The sequence below is a fragment of the Dinoroseobacter shibae DFL 12 = DSM 16493 genome (assembly GCF_000018145.1).
Classification (GTDB): Bacteria; Pseudomonadota; Alphaproteobacteria; order Rhodobacterales; family Rhodobacteraceae; genus Dinoroseobacter; species Dinoroseobacter shibae.
Genome location: NC_009952.1, coordinates 1,484,735 through 1,500,881, shown reverse-complemented (window position 1 = coordinate 1,500,881; position 16,147 = coordinate 1,484,735). Strand labels below are relative to the sequence as shown.

Annotated in this window: 15 protein-coding genes; 8 read left to right on the top strand and 7 right to left on the bottom strand. The window is 64.4% G+C overall.

Annotated elements, in window-relative coordinates:
- Positions 1-37: 37 nt before the first annotated feature.
- The 4 genes from DSHI_RS07350 to DSHI_RS07335 form a co-directional block, all read right to left on the bottom strand.
- Complete coding sequence (locus DSHI_RS07350) at positions 38-1,006, bottom strand: TAXI family TRAP transporter solute-binding subunit (RefSeq protein WP_012178115.1); 969 nt, start codon at positions 1,004-1,006, stop codon at positions 38-40.
- Positions 1,007-1,149: 143 nt separating this feature from the next.
- Positions 1,150-2,592 (bottom strand): Dyp-type peroxidase, encoded by a 1,443-nt coding sequence (locus DSHI_RS07345; RefSeq protein ID WP_012178114.1) that lies wholly within the window; start codon positions 2,590-2,592, stop codon positions 1,150-1,152.
- A gap of 2 nt (positions 2,593-2,594) precedes the next feature.
- A complete protein-coding gene (locus tag DSHI_RS07340; RefSeq protein WP_012178113.1) occupies positions 2,595-3,830 on the bottom strand; it encodes a hypothetical protein in 1,236 nt (411 codons plus the stop codon).
- Between the two features lie 159 nt (positions 3,831-3,989).
- Positions 3,990-4,904, bottom strand: a complete 915-nt coding sequence (locus tag DSHI_RS07335) for a LysR family transcriptional regulator (protein ID WP_044028513.1) — start codon at positions 4,902-4,904, stop codon at positions 3,990-3,992.
- Between the two features lie 144 nt (positions 4,905-5,048).
- Between DSHI_RS07335 and cuyA the strand changes: the two genes are divergently transcribed.
- From cuyA to DSHI_RS07310, 5 genes are all read left to right on the top strand, one after another.
- Positions 5,049-6,053 carry a D-cysteate sulfo-lyase gene (cuyA, locus tag DSHI_RS07330; protein WP_044028512.1) on the top strand — a complete coding sequence of 335 codons (1,005 nt, stop codon included), beginning with the start codon at positions 5,049-5,051 and terminating at the stop codon, positions 6,051-6,053.
- Between the two features lie 51 nt (positions 6,054-6,104).
- The gene (locus DSHI_RS07325) at positions 6,105-7,070 is read left to right on the top strand and encodes an ABC transporter substrate-binding protein (protein WP_012178110.1); all 966 of its coding nucleotides are present in this window, start codon (positions 6,105-6,107) and stop codon (positions 7,068-7,070) included.
- 73 nt (positions 7,071-7,143) lie between these two features.
- Complete coding sequence (locus DSHI_RS07320; RefSeq protein ID WP_012178109.1) at positions 7,144-8,199, top strand: quaternary amine ABC transporter ATP-binding protein; 1,056 nt, start codon at positions 7,144-7,146, stop codon at positions 8,197-8,199.
- A complete protein-coding gene (locus DSHI_RS07315) occupies positions 8,196-9,737 on the top strand; it encodes an ABC transporter permease (RefSeq protein ID WP_012178108.1) in 1,542 nt (513 codons plus the stop codon). Before DSHI_RS07320 ends, DSHI_RS07315 begins: the two co-directional genes overlap by 4 nt.
- Positions 9,734-10,504 (top strand): alpha/beta fold hydrolase, encoded by a 771-nt coding sequence (locus DSHI_RS07310; protein WP_012178107.1) that lies wholly within the window; start codon positions 9,734-9,736, stop codon positions 10,502-10,504. The genes DSHI_RS07315 and DSHI_RS07310 overlap by 4 nt, the downstream gene beginning before the upstream one ends.
- Here DSHI_RS07310 and DSHI_RS22560 read toward each other — a convergent pair.
- From DSHI_RS22560 to DSHI_RS07295, 3 genes are all read right to left on the bottom strand, one after another.
- On the bottom strand, positions 10,483-10,698 hold the full coding sequence (locus DSHI_RS22560; protein ID WP_012178106.1) for a Xaa-Pro dipeptidase: 216 nt from the start codon (positions 10,696-10,698) through the stop codon (positions 10,483-10,485). The two genes, DSHI_RS07310 and DSHI_RS22560, sit on opposite strands and share 22 nt — an antisense overlap.
- 2 nt (positions 10,699-10,700) lie before the next feature.
- Positions 10,701-11,135, bottom strand: coding sequence for a hypothetical protein (locus DSHI_RS22555; protein WP_203426316.1), 435 nt, complete (start codon positions 11,133-11,135; stop codon positions 10,701-10,703).
- 376 nt (positions 11,136-11,511) lie between these two features.
- The gene (locus DSHI_RS07295) at positions 11,512-12,660 is read right to left on the bottom strand and encodes a CaiB/BaiF CoA transferase family protein (RefSeq protein ID WP_012178104.1); all 1,149 of its coding nucleotides are present in this window, start codon (positions 12,658-12,660) and stop codon (positions 11,512-11,514) included.
- Between the two features lie 130 nt (positions 12,661-12,790).
- Here DSHI_RS07295 and DSHI_RS07290 point away from each other — a divergent pair, with 130 nt between their 5' ends.
- From DSHI_RS07290 to DSHI_RS07280, 3 genes are all read left to right on the top strand, one after another.
- A complete protein-coding gene (locus DSHI_RS07290; RefSeq protein WP_012178103.1) occupies positions 12,791-13,747 on the top strand; it encodes a LysR family transcriptional regulator in 957 nt (318 codons plus the stop codon).
- 98 nt (positions 13,748-13,845) lie between these two features.
- Complete coding sequence (locus DSHI_RS07285) at positions 13,846-15,309, top strand: aldehyde dehydrogenase family protein (protein ID WP_012178102.1); 1,464 nt, start codon at positions 13,846-13,848, stop codon at positions 15,307-15,309.
- A 15-nt stretch (positions 15,310-15,324) separates the two neighbouring features.
- On the top strand, positions 15,325-16,095 hold the full coding sequence (locus DSHI_RS07280) for an SDR family oxidoreductase (protein ID WP_012178101.1): 771 nt from the start codon (positions 15,325-15,327) through the stop codon (positions 16,093-16,095).
- The last annotated feature ends 52 nt before the right edge of the window (positions 16,096-16,147 follow it).

The window sequence follows — 16,147 nt, the reverse complement described above, 5'->3', positions numbered from 1 at the left end:
AGATGCACGCCCCGGGCGAAAGTCATGCGCGCGGACCTTATTCGATCAGGCCGGCTTCGCGGAAATACCGCTCAGCACCCGGATGCAGCGGCGCGGACAGACCGTCATTGGCCATCTCCTTGGCGTCGAGATTGGCGAAGGCCGGGTGCAGGCCCTTGAACTGGTCGATATTGTCGAACACGGCCTTGACCACCTCGTAGACCACCTCTTCCGGCACGGCCATGGAGCTGACGAAGGTCGCGCCGACGCCGAAGGTCATGGTGTCCTCGTCGGTGCCGCGATACATCCCGCCGGGGATGGTGGCGGTGCGATAGAAGCTGTTATCGGCCACGAGCTGGTCGACCGCGTCGTTGGCCACGGTCACGAGCACGCTGTCGCAGGCGGTGGTCGCCTCCTGGATGGAACCGGAGGGGTGGCCCACGGTGTAGATCATCGCGTCGATGTTGTTGTCACAAAGCGCCTGGGACTGCTCGGCCGCCTGAAGCTCGGAGGCGACGGCGAAGTCGTCCATGGTCCAGCCCATGGCCTCCATCAGCACTTCCATGGTGCCGCGCTGACCCGAGCCGGGGTTGCCGACATTGACGCGCTTGCCCTTGAGATCCTCGAAGGTCTCGATGCCCGCATCGGCCCGCGCCACGACGGTGAAGGGCTCGGGGTGAACCGAGAAGATCGCGCGCAAATCCTCGAACGGCCCCTGCTCCTCGAAGCGGGAGGTGCCGTTGAAGGCGTGGAACTGCCAGTCGGACTGGGCCACGCCGAATTCCAGCTCGCCGCCCCGGATCGCGTTGATGTTGAACACCGACCCGCCGGTGGATTCGACACCGCAGCGGATGCCGTGCTCGGAGCGGTTGCGGTTCACCAGGCGGCAAATCGCGCCACCGGTGGGGTAGTACACGCCGGTCACGCCGCCGGTGCCAATCGCGATGAAAGTGTCCTGAGCTGCGACAGAGCCACCGCCGAGCGCGGTCGCCGCGGCCACAAGGGCCCCAGTGAGATAGGTTCTCATGTTTTTCTCCCGTTGGAACATACGTTCGGTACCGAGCAAGCGTGCCCGCATTCGTCGAGGGGCGTCAAGCGCCCATTCTTCGGTAGAATTGCCCAGTCGCCCTGCCCTGCCCGGCCACGCGGACCCGGACAGGCTCGCGCGCCTCAGGCGGTCCCGGGCGTGTTGAGCGGGGTCTTGAGTGCCTGTTCGGCCCGGCACGATTGCGCCACGAACCGCAGCGCCGCGAGGCTCGGCATGAAGAAATACGCCCCGCCCTTCACGGTCACGAATTGCGGCAGCTTCTTCAGCACCCGGCGATATGGGCTGCGCGGGATCGTGTAGCGGTCGATCGCGTCGAGCCCGAAAGCGGCCTGCCGGTGGGTACCGATGATCGGGTCGACCTCCTTCTGAAGGCCCTGGAAGAAGGCATTGTTGCACCAGGCCGACTGCATGAATTCGAATTGCCGCACGATGGAGGCGTTGAAGCAGATGAACTGCAAACCCGTCTCGCCCGCATCTTCGTAGATCCGCGCGCGGCGCAGGATGCGGTGACGCATGGTGACGTCGAGGGAGACATCCGCGCTCTGGATATTCACGGCGCGGTTGTTGGACCGCCGCACATGGGAGCCGATGGGGCAATGTTTGCCGTCCCTGTCATCGGTGAAATCGAAGCTGTTATTGTCCTCGGGTGTGGCGTTGGGGGCCATGGCATCGCCGTTGATCCGGCGTCCGACCATCTTCTCGGCCAGCGCGATCGGGGTGTCCTCCCCCTCCCCCGTGGCGGCGTCGTTGCAGTAGTTCCAGAACGCGTCAGTGTCCTGTTTCAGGGTCCGGAGCACAAGGTAGGAGCCGTCCTTGCCGAAATCCCGCCGCTCGGACCATTCGGGATGGGGCGGCAGGATCCCAAGCGGGTCGAGCCCGGCGCTCGTGGCAGGGGTTTCGGGCAGTGCGCCGGTCGAGTCCGCATAGCCGAGGATCAATTCGCCCGGCGGGACGATGGACACCCGCGCCTCGTCCGGGCGCTCGGTCCTGAGCTTTTTCGCGCGCGGGGTGCCGTCAAGCACGGGCTGCGAGATCCCGTCCTTGAACCCGAAGGGCTCGTGCTGGGTATGCTCCAGCCGCCCGAAGGTGACATGGGTGCACTCGGCCCCGTTATTGGCACTCAGGCAATCGCGCAGACGGGTTTCGGCCACCTCCCGCGAGGGCGCGAAGGACATCAGCACCCCGTGGATATCGTCATGGCAGCCCCAGTCCCAGGTCTGCGGCGCATTCACCTCCACATCGCCGAGGATCCGGCTGCGTTCTGGCGCGACCATGCCGCCGGTGAAGGAATGGTCGTAGCTCTCGCCCATGAACCCGTCCTGCAACAGGGCCTTGAGCCCGGCGGCAGTGAAAGCGATGTTCATGCGGTTGACGACGCCCGCGTCGGGCTGTCGCTCGGCGGCGGAAGTGATGCCGTCCGCCTTCAGCAGCTTTGACAGCCAGTCCTGGAAGGCCAGACGATCCGTGACGCGGAACATGCCGTAGGCGGTATGGTCGAGCTTGACGTAGCCACGAAAGAAGATGCCCTGGATGTTCGGGCTGTTGCTGAGATCGGGATAGATCATGGTCAGACGAGCTCCAGCCAGGATGTGTCGGCGCTGCCCTTGCGGGCCTCTTTCAGGGCTGCGCGCAGGGCGCGATTGCGGGCGATATTGGTGACGCTCAGCTCGGGATAGGCGTTGTACCACATCAGCGTGGGATACATGGATCGGCGCGCGAAGTTGATGAATTGCGGCCCCTTGGACGCGCCACCCCAGATCATCGCCCAGGTCTTCGGAAACCACCGGGAATGGGCCCAGGCCAGGTTCAGCCCGTTCGACGCCTTGAGCGTGAAGTCATCGAGATAGCTGCGCCAGGAGCCGTCATAATTGCTGACGAAGATCAGGCGCCGGTTGTTGTTGGCAAAGGCCCAGTGTGCGAAATGGATCGTGTTGATTTCCCCCAGGAAGCTCTTGTTGAACACCAGCGCCACGAGGGCCCGCAGCATGCCGAAGGCCGCGTGCTTGGCCAGGAACCGTCCGGCATCGGTATGGACATGCACGACGCTGAGCATGTGGTTGGTGGGCACGAAATCCTCGCCGATCTCCAGCGACCGGCGCAGATCCGGGTCCGGGCGCGCGCGATCGGTACGCGCCGCGCGTTCAGGGATCAGGTTCCACAGGGCCAGTCCGAGAAACGCCACGCCATTGCCCAGCAGCGCCAGGCCCATCTTCAGCTTGTCGCCCGTGGGCAGATCGACGCCCGGGTCTTCAAGGCTGTGCCAGCGCCCCTGCGTGCCGGCATCTGCATCGAGCGCTGCGAGCACGGCCGCCTGCGCTTGCGCCGCGGACATCGGCACGCCGCCCTCGCCGAGGACGCGATCCGCAACGTCGTGGACCGCGGCATCCAGCCGGATCTGATCCCGGGTCATGTTGACGGCCGAGATGAACCCGGCCACCGGGCGGTGCACCCGGCTGTGCAGGTAGTTGTGCAACCCATCGAGGCTGGTTCCATCGAACCCCTCGCAATGACCGTAAAGCGTGCGCAGGAAGAGGCCCGCGTCGCGCCTCTCGGCCGTGTCGATCAGCACGCGCAGGTAGTCACCGATCCCACCATCCACGTTATGCTCGCACAGCAGCGACCAGCCATCCTCCGGGTCGTCATAGAGACAGACCGAGGCATAGTGCAGGCTGGCAATGTCCTGGAAGCCGAACGATTCGGCATCGGCGCCGGGATAGACGAAGTTCCGGCCCCTGAGCATTTCTACAATCTCGGCCTGATGGCCGGGCCGAACGCGGGCCACCACGGTAAACTTGTTGTGCATCAATGGTTTTCCTCAAAATCTTCGTGTCGTATGCCGGGGTGCGGTCAGGTCGCCTGCCGACGCGTTTGGAAAAACGGATATCGTCAAATGCCGAAAGCGTAAGCTGGATCGCGCGATCCGGCAATGGTCTTGCTTGCTTGCGCCTGCCGGGCCACCGGGTCAGGCAGGCACGAGGCTGACCGCCTGCCGAACCTCCAGAAAGGACCAGAGCGCGCGGGTCACGCGGTTGGACCGCTCGGCGTTCCGGTAGATCAGGATCTCGAGGGGGATGTCCCAATCCGGCGGGCCGGTACGCACCAGCAGACCACCGGCCAAGTCCGGTGCGACGAGGCTATGGGGCAGCCAGGCCACCCCGTCGCCCGCCCGCGCCCGGATCCGCAAGGCCCCCGCCATGGAATTCTCGTAGACCGTGCGAAACCGGCTGCGCAGGCCGTGAGCGGCAAAGAGCGGCTCCAGATGCATCCCGATCGGCGCGGCATCCCCGAACCGCAGGAAGGGCATCCGCACCCCGGCGGCGGCGCAATCGTAGATCGGCGCGCCCGCCCCGTCGGGCTTGCAGACCGGGATCAGGTCATCCGACCCGATCCGCACGCCCGGCTGCCCGGCCTGGGGGCGGATTTCGGCGCTGGCGTAGGCGATGACGAAATCCACGGCGCCCTGTTTGAGGTCATTCAGGCAGTTGGGCAGATCATCCGCCCGCAGGCGCGACAAGATGGGCCCGTAAGCCTCTTCCAGCGCCTGCAACCAGGCCGGATAGAAGCGCCAGCCGATGGAATGCTGGGTGGCGAAGGTCACCACGTATTTGTCCGGCAGGGATTGTGCCTCCCGGATCTGGCTGCGCTCCTGCTCGATCCGGGCCAGCGCCTGCATCCCCGCCTCCAGCATCTGGGTTCCTGCCTCGGTCAGCACCACCGGCTGACGCGAGCGATCGACCAGAACCGCGCCCACCCATTTCTCAAGGGACTTGATCCGGCGGCTGAAGGCCGGTTGGCTGAGATTGACCAGCGCCGCGGCCTGGGAGAAATTTCCGGTTTGCCGCAGCCGGTCGAGATCGCGAAAGAGCGTGATGTCCATGGCTGCAACATAATGCAAATTTTGCATAATGTCATTTCAACATGGCATTGGACCGAGATTTTGATCTGCCGCACACTTTCCCTCGAACATGAGGGGGAGACATCCATGAGCAGTACAGAGACGCTGGACCGCCAGCACGCGCAGATCGACCTGGACCGCTTTCCGCGGACACCGCTCTGCCACCAGCCGACCCCGATCGAGGCAATGCCACGGCTGAGTGCGGCGCTGGGCGGCCCGTCGCTGTTCGTGAAGCGCGACGATTGTACCGGGCTCGCCATGGGCGGCAACAAGACGCGCAAGCTCGAATTTCTGGTCGGCGAAGCCATGGAGGAAAAAGCCGACATGCTGGTCACCCAAGGCGCGGTGCAATCTAACCACGTGCGGCAGACCGCGGCCGCCGCTTGCAAGCTGGGCATGAAATGCCACGTTCTGCTTGAGCGGCGTGTGCCCGGGCGCGATGCCTCTTACGAGAGCACCGGCAACGTGCTGCTGGACAACCTCTTCGGCGCCACGCACGAGTTTCGTCCCGCCGGGCTGGACATGAATGCCGAGGCCCGCACCGTGACAGAGCGGTTGCAGGCCGAGGGGCATCGGCCCTATTTCATTCCCGGCGGGGGCTCGAACCCCACCGGCGCGCTGGGCTACGTGGCCTGCGCCCGCGAGATCGCCGAGCACAGCCGCGCGACCGGGCAGAGCTTCGACTGGCTGGTGATGAGCACTGGCAGTACCGGCACCCATGCGGGGCTTGTGGCAGGGTTTCATGCCATGGGCCACGAGTTGCCCGTCATGGGCGTCAGCGTGCGCCAACCGCGGGAGCGGCAGATGCAGGCGGTCCATGCCCTGACCCAGGCCACGCTGGAAAAACTGGGCCATGACGGCGTGCCGCTGAAAAAGATCATCGTCGATGACGGCTATGTCGGTGAAGGCTACGGCATCCCTGCCCCGTCCACTTTGGAGGCGATCCGCCTCACCGCGCGGCAGGAGGGCCTTCTGCTCGACCCGGTCTATTCGGCCAAGGGGATGGCGGGCCTGATCGGCATGGTGCGCAGCGGCTTTTTCAAGCCATCCGACAGCGTGCTGTTCCTGCACACCGGCGGGGCCTCGGCCCTGTTTGCCTACGAGGACCAGATCACGGCCCTCGCCGACTGACCAAAAGACATAACGCCGAAAAACGGCACCCCCAACAGAGGAGCAATTCACATGAAAACAACGTTGAAATCCTTCGGACTGGCCACCGCGGTCAGCGTGCTGGCCCTGCCGGCGCTGGCCTCGGAGAAGGTCAGCATCGGCGTGCCGTCCTGGACCGGCGCGCAGGCCATCGCCCATGTGCTGGGCGAGGTCGTCACCTCGCGCATCGGCGGCGAGGTCGAGTACGTGCCCGGCAACAACGCCACGATCTTTCAGGCGATGGACCAGGGCCGCGGCGATATCGACGTCCACCCGGATGTCTGGCTGCCCAACCAGGAGAGCTTCACCAACAAGTATGTGGACGAGGCCGGCACCGTCACCCTGTCGTCGAACCCCTACCAGGGCAACCAGGGCTTCTGCGTGACCCAGGATTTCGCCGCAGCCCATGACATTACCGACATCGCCGATCTGGGTCGGCCGGACGTGGCCGCCCTGATGGACAGCGACGGCAACGGGCGCGGCGAGATGTGGATCGGCGCGCCCGGTTGGGCCTCGGCCAATGTCAACGAGGTCAAGGTCCGCGACTACGGCCTGCTGGACTTCATCGAGCCGATCCGCGCCGAGGAGGCCGTGAAAACCGCGCGCATCAAGGACTCCATTGCCAAGGGCGAGGGCTATGCGTTCTATTGCTACGAGCCCCACGCGGTGTGGTTCATGTTCGATGTCACGATGTTGACCGAGCCGACCTTTGACCCGGCGAAATACGTCATGGTGCAGCCCTCCGATGACGCGGACTGGTACGAGAAGTCCATGGTCGCGACCAAGGACGCCCTGAAGGACGTGCAGATCGCGTGGTCGAACTCCCTCGTGGATCGCTCGCCCGCAATTGCGGAGTTCTTCGCCAATTTCCAGCTGAATGCCGAGGATGTCAGCCAGCTTGCCTACCAGATCAGTGCCCAGGGCCGTGATCCGGCCGAGGTCGCGGCGGAATGGGTGAACGCCAACTCCGACCGCGTCGATGGCTGGCTCGGCCTCTGATCCTTTCGCTTCCCATGGGCGGCACCGGACCCCGGTGCCGCCTCCTTCCACGCGCGACAGGGATGGATCCGACATGCACGGCGATACCGTCATCGAGATATCGAATGTCTGGAAGATTTTCGGCGCCAACGCCCAGGCAGCCCTTGAGGCGGTCCGCGACCGGGGGCTGAGCAAGGCCGAGATCCTGGCCGAATTCAACGCGGTCGTGGGCGTGGCCGATGTCAGCCTGTCGGTGCGGCGCGGCGAGATCTTTTGCATCATGGGGCTGTCGGGCAGCGGCAAGTCCACGCTGGTGCGCCATTTCAACCGCTTGCTGGAGCCGACCGCGGGCAGGATCGAGATCGAGGGGACCGATGTCATGGCGCTCGGCACCCAGGAGCTTCAACGCTTCCGCAACCGACAGATCGGCATGGTGTTCCAGAACTTCGCGCTGATGCCGCACCGTTCGGTGCTGGACAACGTGGCGATGCCACTGGAGATCCGGAAGGTCCCCAAGAACGAGCGCATGCGCCAGGCCGCCGCGATCCTCGACATCGTCGAGCTGGGCGCCTGGGGGGCGAAGTTCGCCCATGAACTGCCGGGCGGGATGCAGCAGCGGGTGGGGCTGGCCCGGGCGCTGGCGGCGAATCCGGACGTGTTGCTGATGGACGAGCCCTTCTCGGCACTCGATCCGCTGATCCGAAGGCAGTTGCAGGACGAATTCATCCGATTGTCGAAGATCCTCAAGAAAACCACGATATTCATCACCCATGACCTCGACGAGGCGGTGCGCATCGGCGACCGGATCGCCATCATGCGCGACGGCAAGGTGGTGCAGATGGGCACCGCCGAGGACATCGTGATGCACCCGGCCGATGACTACGTGGCCGATTTCGTGGCCGGGATCTCGCGGCTCAAGGTGGTTCATGCCCACGCGGTGATGCAGCCGCTGGAGGCCTATCTCGCCACTCACGGCCCGCTTCCGGCCGCCGTCCCCAAGGTCGACGAGGGCGAAACCCTGAGCAACCTGATCACGCTCGCCATCGATGACGAGAATCCGATCCTCGTGCAGGACGCGGGTCGGGACGTCGGTATCATCACCCGTGCGGACCTGTTGCGCACGGTCATCGAGGGAACGGAAGTCTCATGAAAGACAGCGACATCAATCCGCTCGAAGACACCGAGAGCGCCGCGGCCCTCGCCTATGCCGCCGACCGGCGCGCCAATATCGCGACCTTCGTGCGCACCAACCCGGATTACTACGCGGCGATGTTCGACAAGATCGGCGCATCGTCAAAATTCGTGCCCACGATCAATCTCATGGCGGGGCTGTTCGGGCCGGTCTGGTTCGGGGCGCGGGGATTGTGGAACTGGGCGCTGGCCTTCCTGATCCTGGAGACGCTCGCGCTGGTACAGATCGCGCGGGGCCTGTTCGGGGATCTCGCGGCCGACGCGATGGCCCGCATCGCATCGATCGAGGGCACGCTGGAGCTGCGCCGCCAGCAGCTTGCCGCCGCCATCGAGAGCGGCTCGGACCGGGTGGACGCCTTCCGGCGCACGGTGGAGTCGCTGGAGGCCAATATCGGCGGCATCCGCGCCGAGGCCGAGGCCATGGCCGCCGAGGGCCCCACCATCGCGCTCACCGGGCTCGTCCTCCTGATCCTGGCCAAGATAGCCCAGGCGGTCATCGCCAACACCGCGCTGGAGGCCCGGTTTTCCGAATGGCTGAGCGACCGCAGCATCCGCTCCGGCATGCCGCCGCAGCATATCGTGTTGAGCGCCATCTTCATGGGGCTGATCGTGGCCACGGCCATGGTCCATTACAGCTTCCCGGGGCGGTTCGACCTCCTCAGCACCTTCCCGACCGACCCGGACATCCGGCTTACCGGGATCGCCTGGGTGGAGGATTTCATCGCCTGGACCGTGCGCAACACCGAAGCTTTCTTCGACGCGCTGACCTTCGGCATCCGGACGCTTCTGGACGCGCTGGAGGTGATCCTGGTCCAGACCCCGTGGATCGTGATCGCCAGCCTGATCGTGCTTCTGACCTGGCTCACCGCGGGCCTGCGCACGGCGATCTATTCCAGTGCGTTTCTCGCCTATATGGGGCTTCTGGGCTTCTGGGAGGCGGCGATGACCACGCTGGCGCTCCTGGGCACGGCGGCGTGCCTGTCGATCGTGATCGGCATCCCGCTGGGCATGTTCGCCGCCCGCCGCCCGCGGTTCTATGCCTTCATCCAGCCGATCATGGATTTCATGCAGACCATGCCCGCCTTCGTCTTCATGGTGCCCGTGATCGCGTTTTTCGGCGTGGGCAAGCCCGCGGCGGTGATCGTGACGATGATCTTCGGGGGCACGCCCGTGGTACGCCTGACCGTGCTGGGCCTGCGCGGGGTGCCCGAGAGCGTCCGTGAGGCAGCGATCAGCTTCGGCGCGAACAAGTGGTACCTGCTGACCAAGGTCGACCTGCCATTGGCGGGCCCGTCGATCCGGGCCGGCATCAACCAGACGATCATGCTGTCGCTGGCGATGGTGGTCGTTGCCTCGCTGATCGGGGCCAAGGGTCTGGGCGAGGATGTGCTGGAGGCGCTGCAATACGCCAATGTGGGCCAAGGCATTCTCGCAGGCTTCTCGATCCTGTTCTGCGCGATGATCCTTGACCGGATCGTGCAGGGCGCGCGCAAGTGACCCCGCTGGTTCTCGTCCATGGGTTCATGGGCGGGTCCGCGCAATGGGCGTTGCAGGCGCCCCTCGGCGCAGGACGGGCGGTGATCGCGCTCGATCTGCCAGGCTTCGGGGCCAATGCGGACTTGTCGCCGATCGACGCGATCCCGGATTTCGCCGCCAGGACGCTGGCACGGCTCACCGCCCGCGGCGTGGACCGTTTCGACCTGTTGGGTCACTCCATGGGCGGCATGATCGTGCAGGAGATGGTGCGCCAGGCGCCGGATCGGGTGGGAAGGCTGATCCTCTACGGCACCGGCGCGCAAGGCGTGCTGCCCGGACGGTTCGAGCCGATCGAGACCTCGATGGCGCGCGCCCGTGCCGAAGGGGCGGCCGCCACGGCGAGCCGGATCTCCGCCACCTGGTTCCTGCACCGCGAAGACGCCGCGCACTATCCCGCCTGCGCCGCCATTGCCCGCAACGCAGGGCTGGAGGCGATCCTCGCCGGGCTGGCGGCCATGCGCGACTGGTCGGGCGAAGACCATCTGCCCCGGGTCGCGTGCGAGACCCTCGTGCTCTGGGGCGACAGGGACCGCACCTATGGCTGGAGCCAGATAGAGCAGCTCTGGCGGACCATTCCGAGCGCGCAGCTCGCCGTGGTCCCGGGCTGCGCCCACGCGGTCCACATGGAACGCCCCGAGATCTTCAATGCCCTCGTGGAGGGGTTTCTGGCACCGCTTGGCTTGTCGGGCGGGCCGCCGTCAGAAGCTCAGTCAAAGGCGAGCTTGTAGATCACGCCATCCTTCATGATCATGTCGAAGTTCTCCGAAGGGTCCGCCACAAGGTCGAGATCCTCCAAAGGATTGCCGTCCACCAGGATCATGTCCGCATAAGCCCCCGCCGCGATCACGCCGAGCGGGCCCAGCGGATAGGGTGTGAGATCGCCAGACATCTTCAGCAACTCGGCATTGTCGCAGGTCGCCATCTTCAGCGCCTCGAACGGGGTAAACCAGCGTTGCAGCTAGGCCAGTTGCGCACCTTGCGGAACAGTGTCTGGCAATTCGCGCGAAACCCCCAGCTTCCGGCAAGTTTCTCCGGCGCGTTGGCGACCACCCACCGCGCCGTGCAGATCGGATCGCTCACACCCCGGATCGAGGCAAGCGCCGCCTCGGTTGCCAGCGCGGCCTCGGCATGCTTGGCGCCCAAGAGACGCAGAAAACGGGCAAAGGCCGCTTGCGTCCGTCTGCCCACCACGATCAGGTCGAGCAATCGGCGTGCAACCTGATAATCGTCCGAACGCTCCGCCTGCGTTTGAGCTGAGCCGCTCCATACAATGCCTACACAGCCAAAAAAGAGCCCTGCAGACCCGCTCTGCGCGGCCGCAGACAGCGGCAAGAAGACCAGCGTCAGACAAAAGACCATGCCTCTGACAGGCGCAAAACTGGCCAGAACAATATGCGCCCCCTCCAAATTCTCGACACACCCCGGAACTGTAAGCTGTCCATGCCCGAACCGTCCACCGGGACACGCCTTTGAAGACCCTGTCCCGGCTGTCGCATCGCGAAGTCTGGCGCTGCCTACATCCATAGAGATCGCCGCCCCAACCCGGAGCCTCCAAAAGCTGTTGCGCGCGAGTGTGGGTCTTGTCTTCGCACAATGCCGCAATCAGAGAATGGCTCTGGATCGGGGGTTTACCGTACTCGAAGAAAGCGGCGTAAAGCTGCGCGTTGATGCCCAAAGGCAGTTGCACCAAAAGTCGGCGTGCATACGCACTTGCACATCGCTTTGCGCTGCGCGGTCACTTACCGGCCAGAAGCGTGCCCAAACGCGGGGAAAACTCCTCGCGAATGCGCTGGGTATCCCGACCAAGCTCCGGGACCGAACGGAATTGGGTGTCTTCGCCTTTGACAAGCGCGCCGGGTGCCAGCAGGTCGACCGAGTTGCCGGACACGTCTACCGTAACAACCCGGTTTTGCGGATGTGAAACCAGATCGTCAGGATCGCTCAGTCGGCCAAACGCGATATCGGCCTGCTGCATCATCTCGATCGCCCTGTCTCTCGGTACTTGTGCAAAGGCTTGCGCGACGGCTTCGTCCACGGCCTGCCGGTTTGCCACCCTTTCCGAATTGGTGCGCCAGCCTTCGCGGCTGGGCAACTGCGGATCCTTCAGAAGGGTTGCGCACAAGCGCGCCCATTCCCGCTCGTTCTGGATCGAGATCAGGATCTCTTTGCCGTCGGCGCACCGAAACGCCCCGTAGGGCGCGATCGTGGGGTGTTTGAGACCCATGCGCGCGGGCTTCTTGCCGCCGTATTTGTACTGCAGATACGGAACGTTCATCCAGTCGGACATGGCATGAAACAACGACACCTCGATCTCGCGCCCCTGCCCCGTCCGGGCACGCGCGATCAGCCCCTGAAGGATCGCCTGGTACGCGGTCATACCCGCAGCGATGTCGCAGACCGACACGCCCACGCGCGCAGGCCCATGCTCGGTTCCGTTGATCGACGACAGGCCCGTCTCGGCCTGGATCAGCAGGTCATAGGCCTTTTGATCCTTCGCCGATCCCTCGGTGCCGTAACCGGAGATTGAACAGACGATCAGCCCGGGGTTGTCCGAACGGATGGTTTCGATCGGCAAGCCCAATCGGTCGAAGGCGCCCGGCGCGAGGTTCTGAATGAACACGTCCGCAGATCGCAGCATATTGCGCAGAATATCGAGGTCTGCCGTCTCTTTCAGGTCGAGACAGACCGATTCCTTGCCGCGGTTGATCCATATGAAATAGGCACTCTCACCGTGGACGAGCTGATCGTATGTGCGTGCGAAATCGCCTTCGGGCCGCTCGACCTTGATCACGCGCGCGCCGGCATCCGCCAGCTTGCACGAGGCATAGGGTGCCGCCACAGCATGCTCCACCGACACAACCAGCAGTCCCTCCAGATCGGACATCTTCTTTCCTCTCAGGCTTTTGCAATCGCGAGCTTAAGCCGTGGGACGGCGTTGACCATCCACGGGAACTCTTGATGCGCTATAGGATCAAGCTATCGTAACTTCGTGTGGGACAGGTGGGGAACGCAGCATGGAATTCAAACAGCTCGAGTATTTCCTGGCCATTGCGCGCTGCGGGTCTCTCGCCTCGGCCGCGGAGGTTATAGGTATCGCCCAACCCTCGCTTTCGGTTCAGTTGAAGAACCTCGAGCAGCGTCTGGGCGCACAGCTCTTCGTCCGCTCGCCGCGTGGTGTCATGCTGACGGATGCGGGCACAGTCCTGCTGAGCCATGCCGAGGGTTTGTTGCGGTCGGTGAGGGATGCAAAACTGGCCGTGAGGCAAGCGGGCGAGGACGCGTCGGGCCGGGTGGTGTTCGGCTTTCCGTCGTCGGTCTCCATGGTCCTATCCGTGCCCCTCGCCGAGACGATCCGGCATGAACACCCCAAGATCCGCCTGCGCGCCGTGGACGCCATGAGCGGCTTCATCAAGGAATGGCTCGAAGAGCAGACCGTTGATCTGGCAATCCTCTACGAGACCAGTGGTTTGAAAAACGTCGAAGTCACGATGCTGCTCGAAGAAAACCTGCATTTCTATGCACCCCGGGACCTCTGGCCGCTGAAGACGCCGCCGGGCACGCCGGTCGCGATAAAGGACCTGTCCGGCGTCGAACTGGTGCTGCCGTCGAAATCCCACGGGCTGCGGATGCTGATCAACCACTCGACCAAGGGCGCAATCCGCGATTTGAACGTGGTTGTGGAGATGGATTCCCTCACGCAGATCAAATCGCTGGTTGCGCGCGGCAGCGCGTCGACTATCCTGGCGCCTGCCGCGGCCAGCGATTTTGAGGCCCGCGGCGAACTCGCGTCATCGAAGATCATCGATCCCGTGATCAGTCGACCCGTGTATCTCGTCCGAAATCCGGAAAAGCCCCGCACCCGGGCCTCGTCAGAGGTTGAGAAGGCGACCATCGCTGTGGTGAAGGATCTGGTCTTGCGCGGGCAGTGGCGCGGAAAGCTCGTGGAAGAGACCCAAAGCGTCACGGTATAGGTGTTTCCTATACGGGCCATGTTGCCATCGGAATTGCCGATACCGGGTGCCGGGCCCTATCCTTGGCCTCGCAATCAGCGAAACTGGGCGGACGCAGCATGAACACGCAGGCCGAAGTGAAAAGGTCTTTCCCCTGTATCATCGGCTGCGCAGCCGAGTTCGCAGACCATCGTCCTCGCATCGACGTGACAAACCCTGCGACGGGCGAGAAGATCGCCCAGATCCCGGCATGCGGCCCCGACGAGGTCGACCGGGCGGTGACCGCAGCCCGCAGAGCCTTCGAGGATGGGGAATGGTCCAGGCTCACGGCCGTTGACCGGGGCCGCCTGCTGCACAAGCTGGGCGAAGCCATCACCGCCCATGGGCAGGAGCTTGCCGAATGGGAGGCGAAGGATACCGGGAAGCCTCTGGCACAGGCCCGGGCCGATATGGTCGCCGCAGCCCGCTATTTCGAGTATTACGGCGCCGCGGCGGACAAGGTGCATGGCGAGACCATCCCGTTCCTGTCGGGCTATCAAGTTCAGACGATCTTCGAACCCTACGGGGTCACGGGGCATATCATTCCTTGGAACTATCCCGCGCAGATGTTCGGACGCTCCTGCGCACCTGCACTGGCCATGGGCAACGCGGTGGTTCTCAAACCGGCCGAAGATGCTTGCCTGACGCCCCTGCGCATCGCCGAACTGGCGCTGGAGGTCGGGTTTCCGGGGGGCGCGATCAATGTCGTCACCGGATATGGCCAGGAGGCGGGGGCGGCGCTCACCACCCACCGCGACGTGGATTTCCTGTCGTTCACCGGCTCGCCCGAGGTCGGCGTCATGATCCAGACCGCCGCGGCGCGGAATCATATCGGCTGCACTCTGGAACTTGGCGGCAAGTCGCCGCAGATCGTCTTTGCAGATGCCGATCTCGACGCGGCTATCCCGGTTTTGCTGAACGGGATCGTGCAAAATGGCGGGCAGACATGCTCCGCCGGGTCGCGCGCGCTGATCCAGCGCGATATTTTTGATGCGGTGCTGGCCAGGCTGAAGGCCGGGTTCGAAGCGCTGACCGCCGCACCCTGGCAGGAGAACGGCAATCTCGGCCCCTTGATCTCGCACAAACAGAAACGTCGCGTCGAAGGCTTCATCGCCGAGGGCGGTGGTGCGGACGCGCCTCTGGTCGCCCGGGGCAGGATCGCCGCTAGCGCCTCCGAGGCGGGCAGCTTCGTGGCCCCAGCCCTGTTTGGCCCCGTGATCGAGGGCCATGTGCTGGCCCGAGAAGAGGTCTTCGGCCCGGTCCTGTCCTGCATTCCGTTCACCGACGAGGCAGACGCGATCCGCATTGCCAACGCCACCGACTACGGTCTGGTCGCAAGTGTCTGGAGCGCGGATGGCGGTCGCCAGATGCGGCTCGCCAAACGTCTGCGCGTCGGACAGGTCTTTCTCAATTGCTACGGCGCGGGCGGCGGGATCGAGTTGCCGTTTGGCGGCATGCGCAAGTCCGGCCATGGCCGAGAAAAGGGCTTCGCAGCGCTGCACGAGTTCTCACAGATCAAGACAGTGGTACAGAATCATGGCTGAGGGACGGGCCTTTCAATGACGGAAACGAACACTTCGAGACGCCTGTCGGGCAAAACCGCGATCGTGACGGGTGCCGCCTCCGGGTTCGGTCGCGAGATTGCCCGCCGGTTCGTGCGTGAAGGCGCCCGGGTGGCGATCGTGGACCTGAACGGCGAAGGCGCAAAGGCCGTCGCCGACGCGTTGCAGCAGAATGCCATCGCGGTCACCTGCGATGTCTCCAAGGGCGCGGATGTTTCGCGGGCCGTCCAAGAAACGATCGACGCTTTCGGGCGCGTGGATATCGCCATCAACAACGCAGGCTGGAGCCACCGCAATCAGCCCGCGCTGGATGTGGATTTCGAGACTTTCAAACGCGTTTATGAAGTCAATGTGGACAGCATCTTTCATGCCACCCATGCTCTGGTGCCCCATTGGCGTGACATCGGGGGCGGCGTGATGATCAATGTGGGCTCCACCGCGGGTATCCGACCGCGCCCGGGTCTGAGTTGGTACAATAGCTCGAAGGGGGCCGTGAACATGATGACCAAGACACTCGCCGTGGAACTGGCCCCCGACCGGGTAAGGGTCTGCGGTCTGGCCCCGGTCATGGGCGCGACGCCCTTGCTCGAGACCTTCATGGGAATGCCGGACACGCCGGAGAACCGCGCGAAGTTCCTCGGCACCATTCCGTTGGGGCGCCTGTGCGAGCCAGAAGACATGGCCAATGCGGCGCTCTACCTGGCCTCTGACGAAGCGAATTTCATCACCGGCGTCATCCTGGAGGTCGATGGCGGGCGGACGGTCTGACACACGCGCCGCGCGCGCGAGGCATATCGCGGTCACGCGATCAAAAACCCCG

Coding starts and splice junctions, on each gene's coding strand:
- DSHI_RS07350 (WP_012178115.1), bottom strand. CDS start 1,006: ATGAGAACCTATCTCACTGGGGCCCTTGTGGCCGCGGCGACCGCGCTC.
- DSHI_RS07345 (WP_012178114.1), bottom strand. CDS start 2,592: ATGATCTATCCCGATCTCAGCAACAGCCCGAACATCCAGGGCATCTTC.
- DSHI_RS07340 (WP_012178113.1), bottom strand. CDS start 3,830: ATGCACAACAAGTTTACCGTGGTGGCCCGCGTTCGGCCCGGCCATCAG.
- DSHI_RS07335 (WP_044028513.1), bottom strand. CDS start 4,904: ATGGACATCACGCTCTTTCGCGATCTCGACCGGCTGCGGCAAACCGGA.
- DSHI_RS07325 (WP_012178110.1), top strand. CDS start 6,105: ATGAAAACAACGTTGAAATCCTTCGGACTGGCCACCGCGGTCAGCGTG.
- DSHI_RS07320 (WP_012178109.1), top strand. CDS start 7,144: ATGCACGGCGATACCGTCATCGAGATATCGAATGTCTGGAAGATTTTC.
- DSHI_RS07315 (WP_012178108.1), top strand. CDS start 8,196: ATGAAAGACAGCGACATCAATCCGCTCGAAGACACCGAGAGCGCCGCG.
- DSHI_RS22560 (WP_012178106.1), bottom strand. CDS start 10,698: ATGGCGACCTGCGACAATGCCGAGTTGCTGAAGATGTCTGGCGATCTC.
- DSHI_RS22555 (WP_203426316.1), bottom strand. CDS start 11,135: ATGGTCTTTTGTCTGACGCTGGTCTTCTTGCCGCTGTCTGCGGCCGCG.
- DSHI_RS07295 (WP_012178104.1), bottom strand. CDS start 12,660: ATGTCCGATCTGGAGGGACTGCTGGTTGTGTCGGTGGAGCATGCTGTG.
- DSHI_RS07290 (WP_012178103.1), top strand. CDS start 12,791: ATGGAATTCAAACAGCTCGAGTATTTCCTGGCCATTGCGCGCTGCGGG.
- DSHI_RS07285 (WP_012178102.1), top strand. CDS start 13,846: ATGAACACGCAGGCCGAAGTGAAAAGGTCTTTCCCCTGTATCATCGGC.
- DSHI_RS07280 (WP_012178101.1), top strand. CDS start 15,325: ATGACGGAAACGAACACTTCGAGACGCCTGTCGGGCAAAACCGCGATC.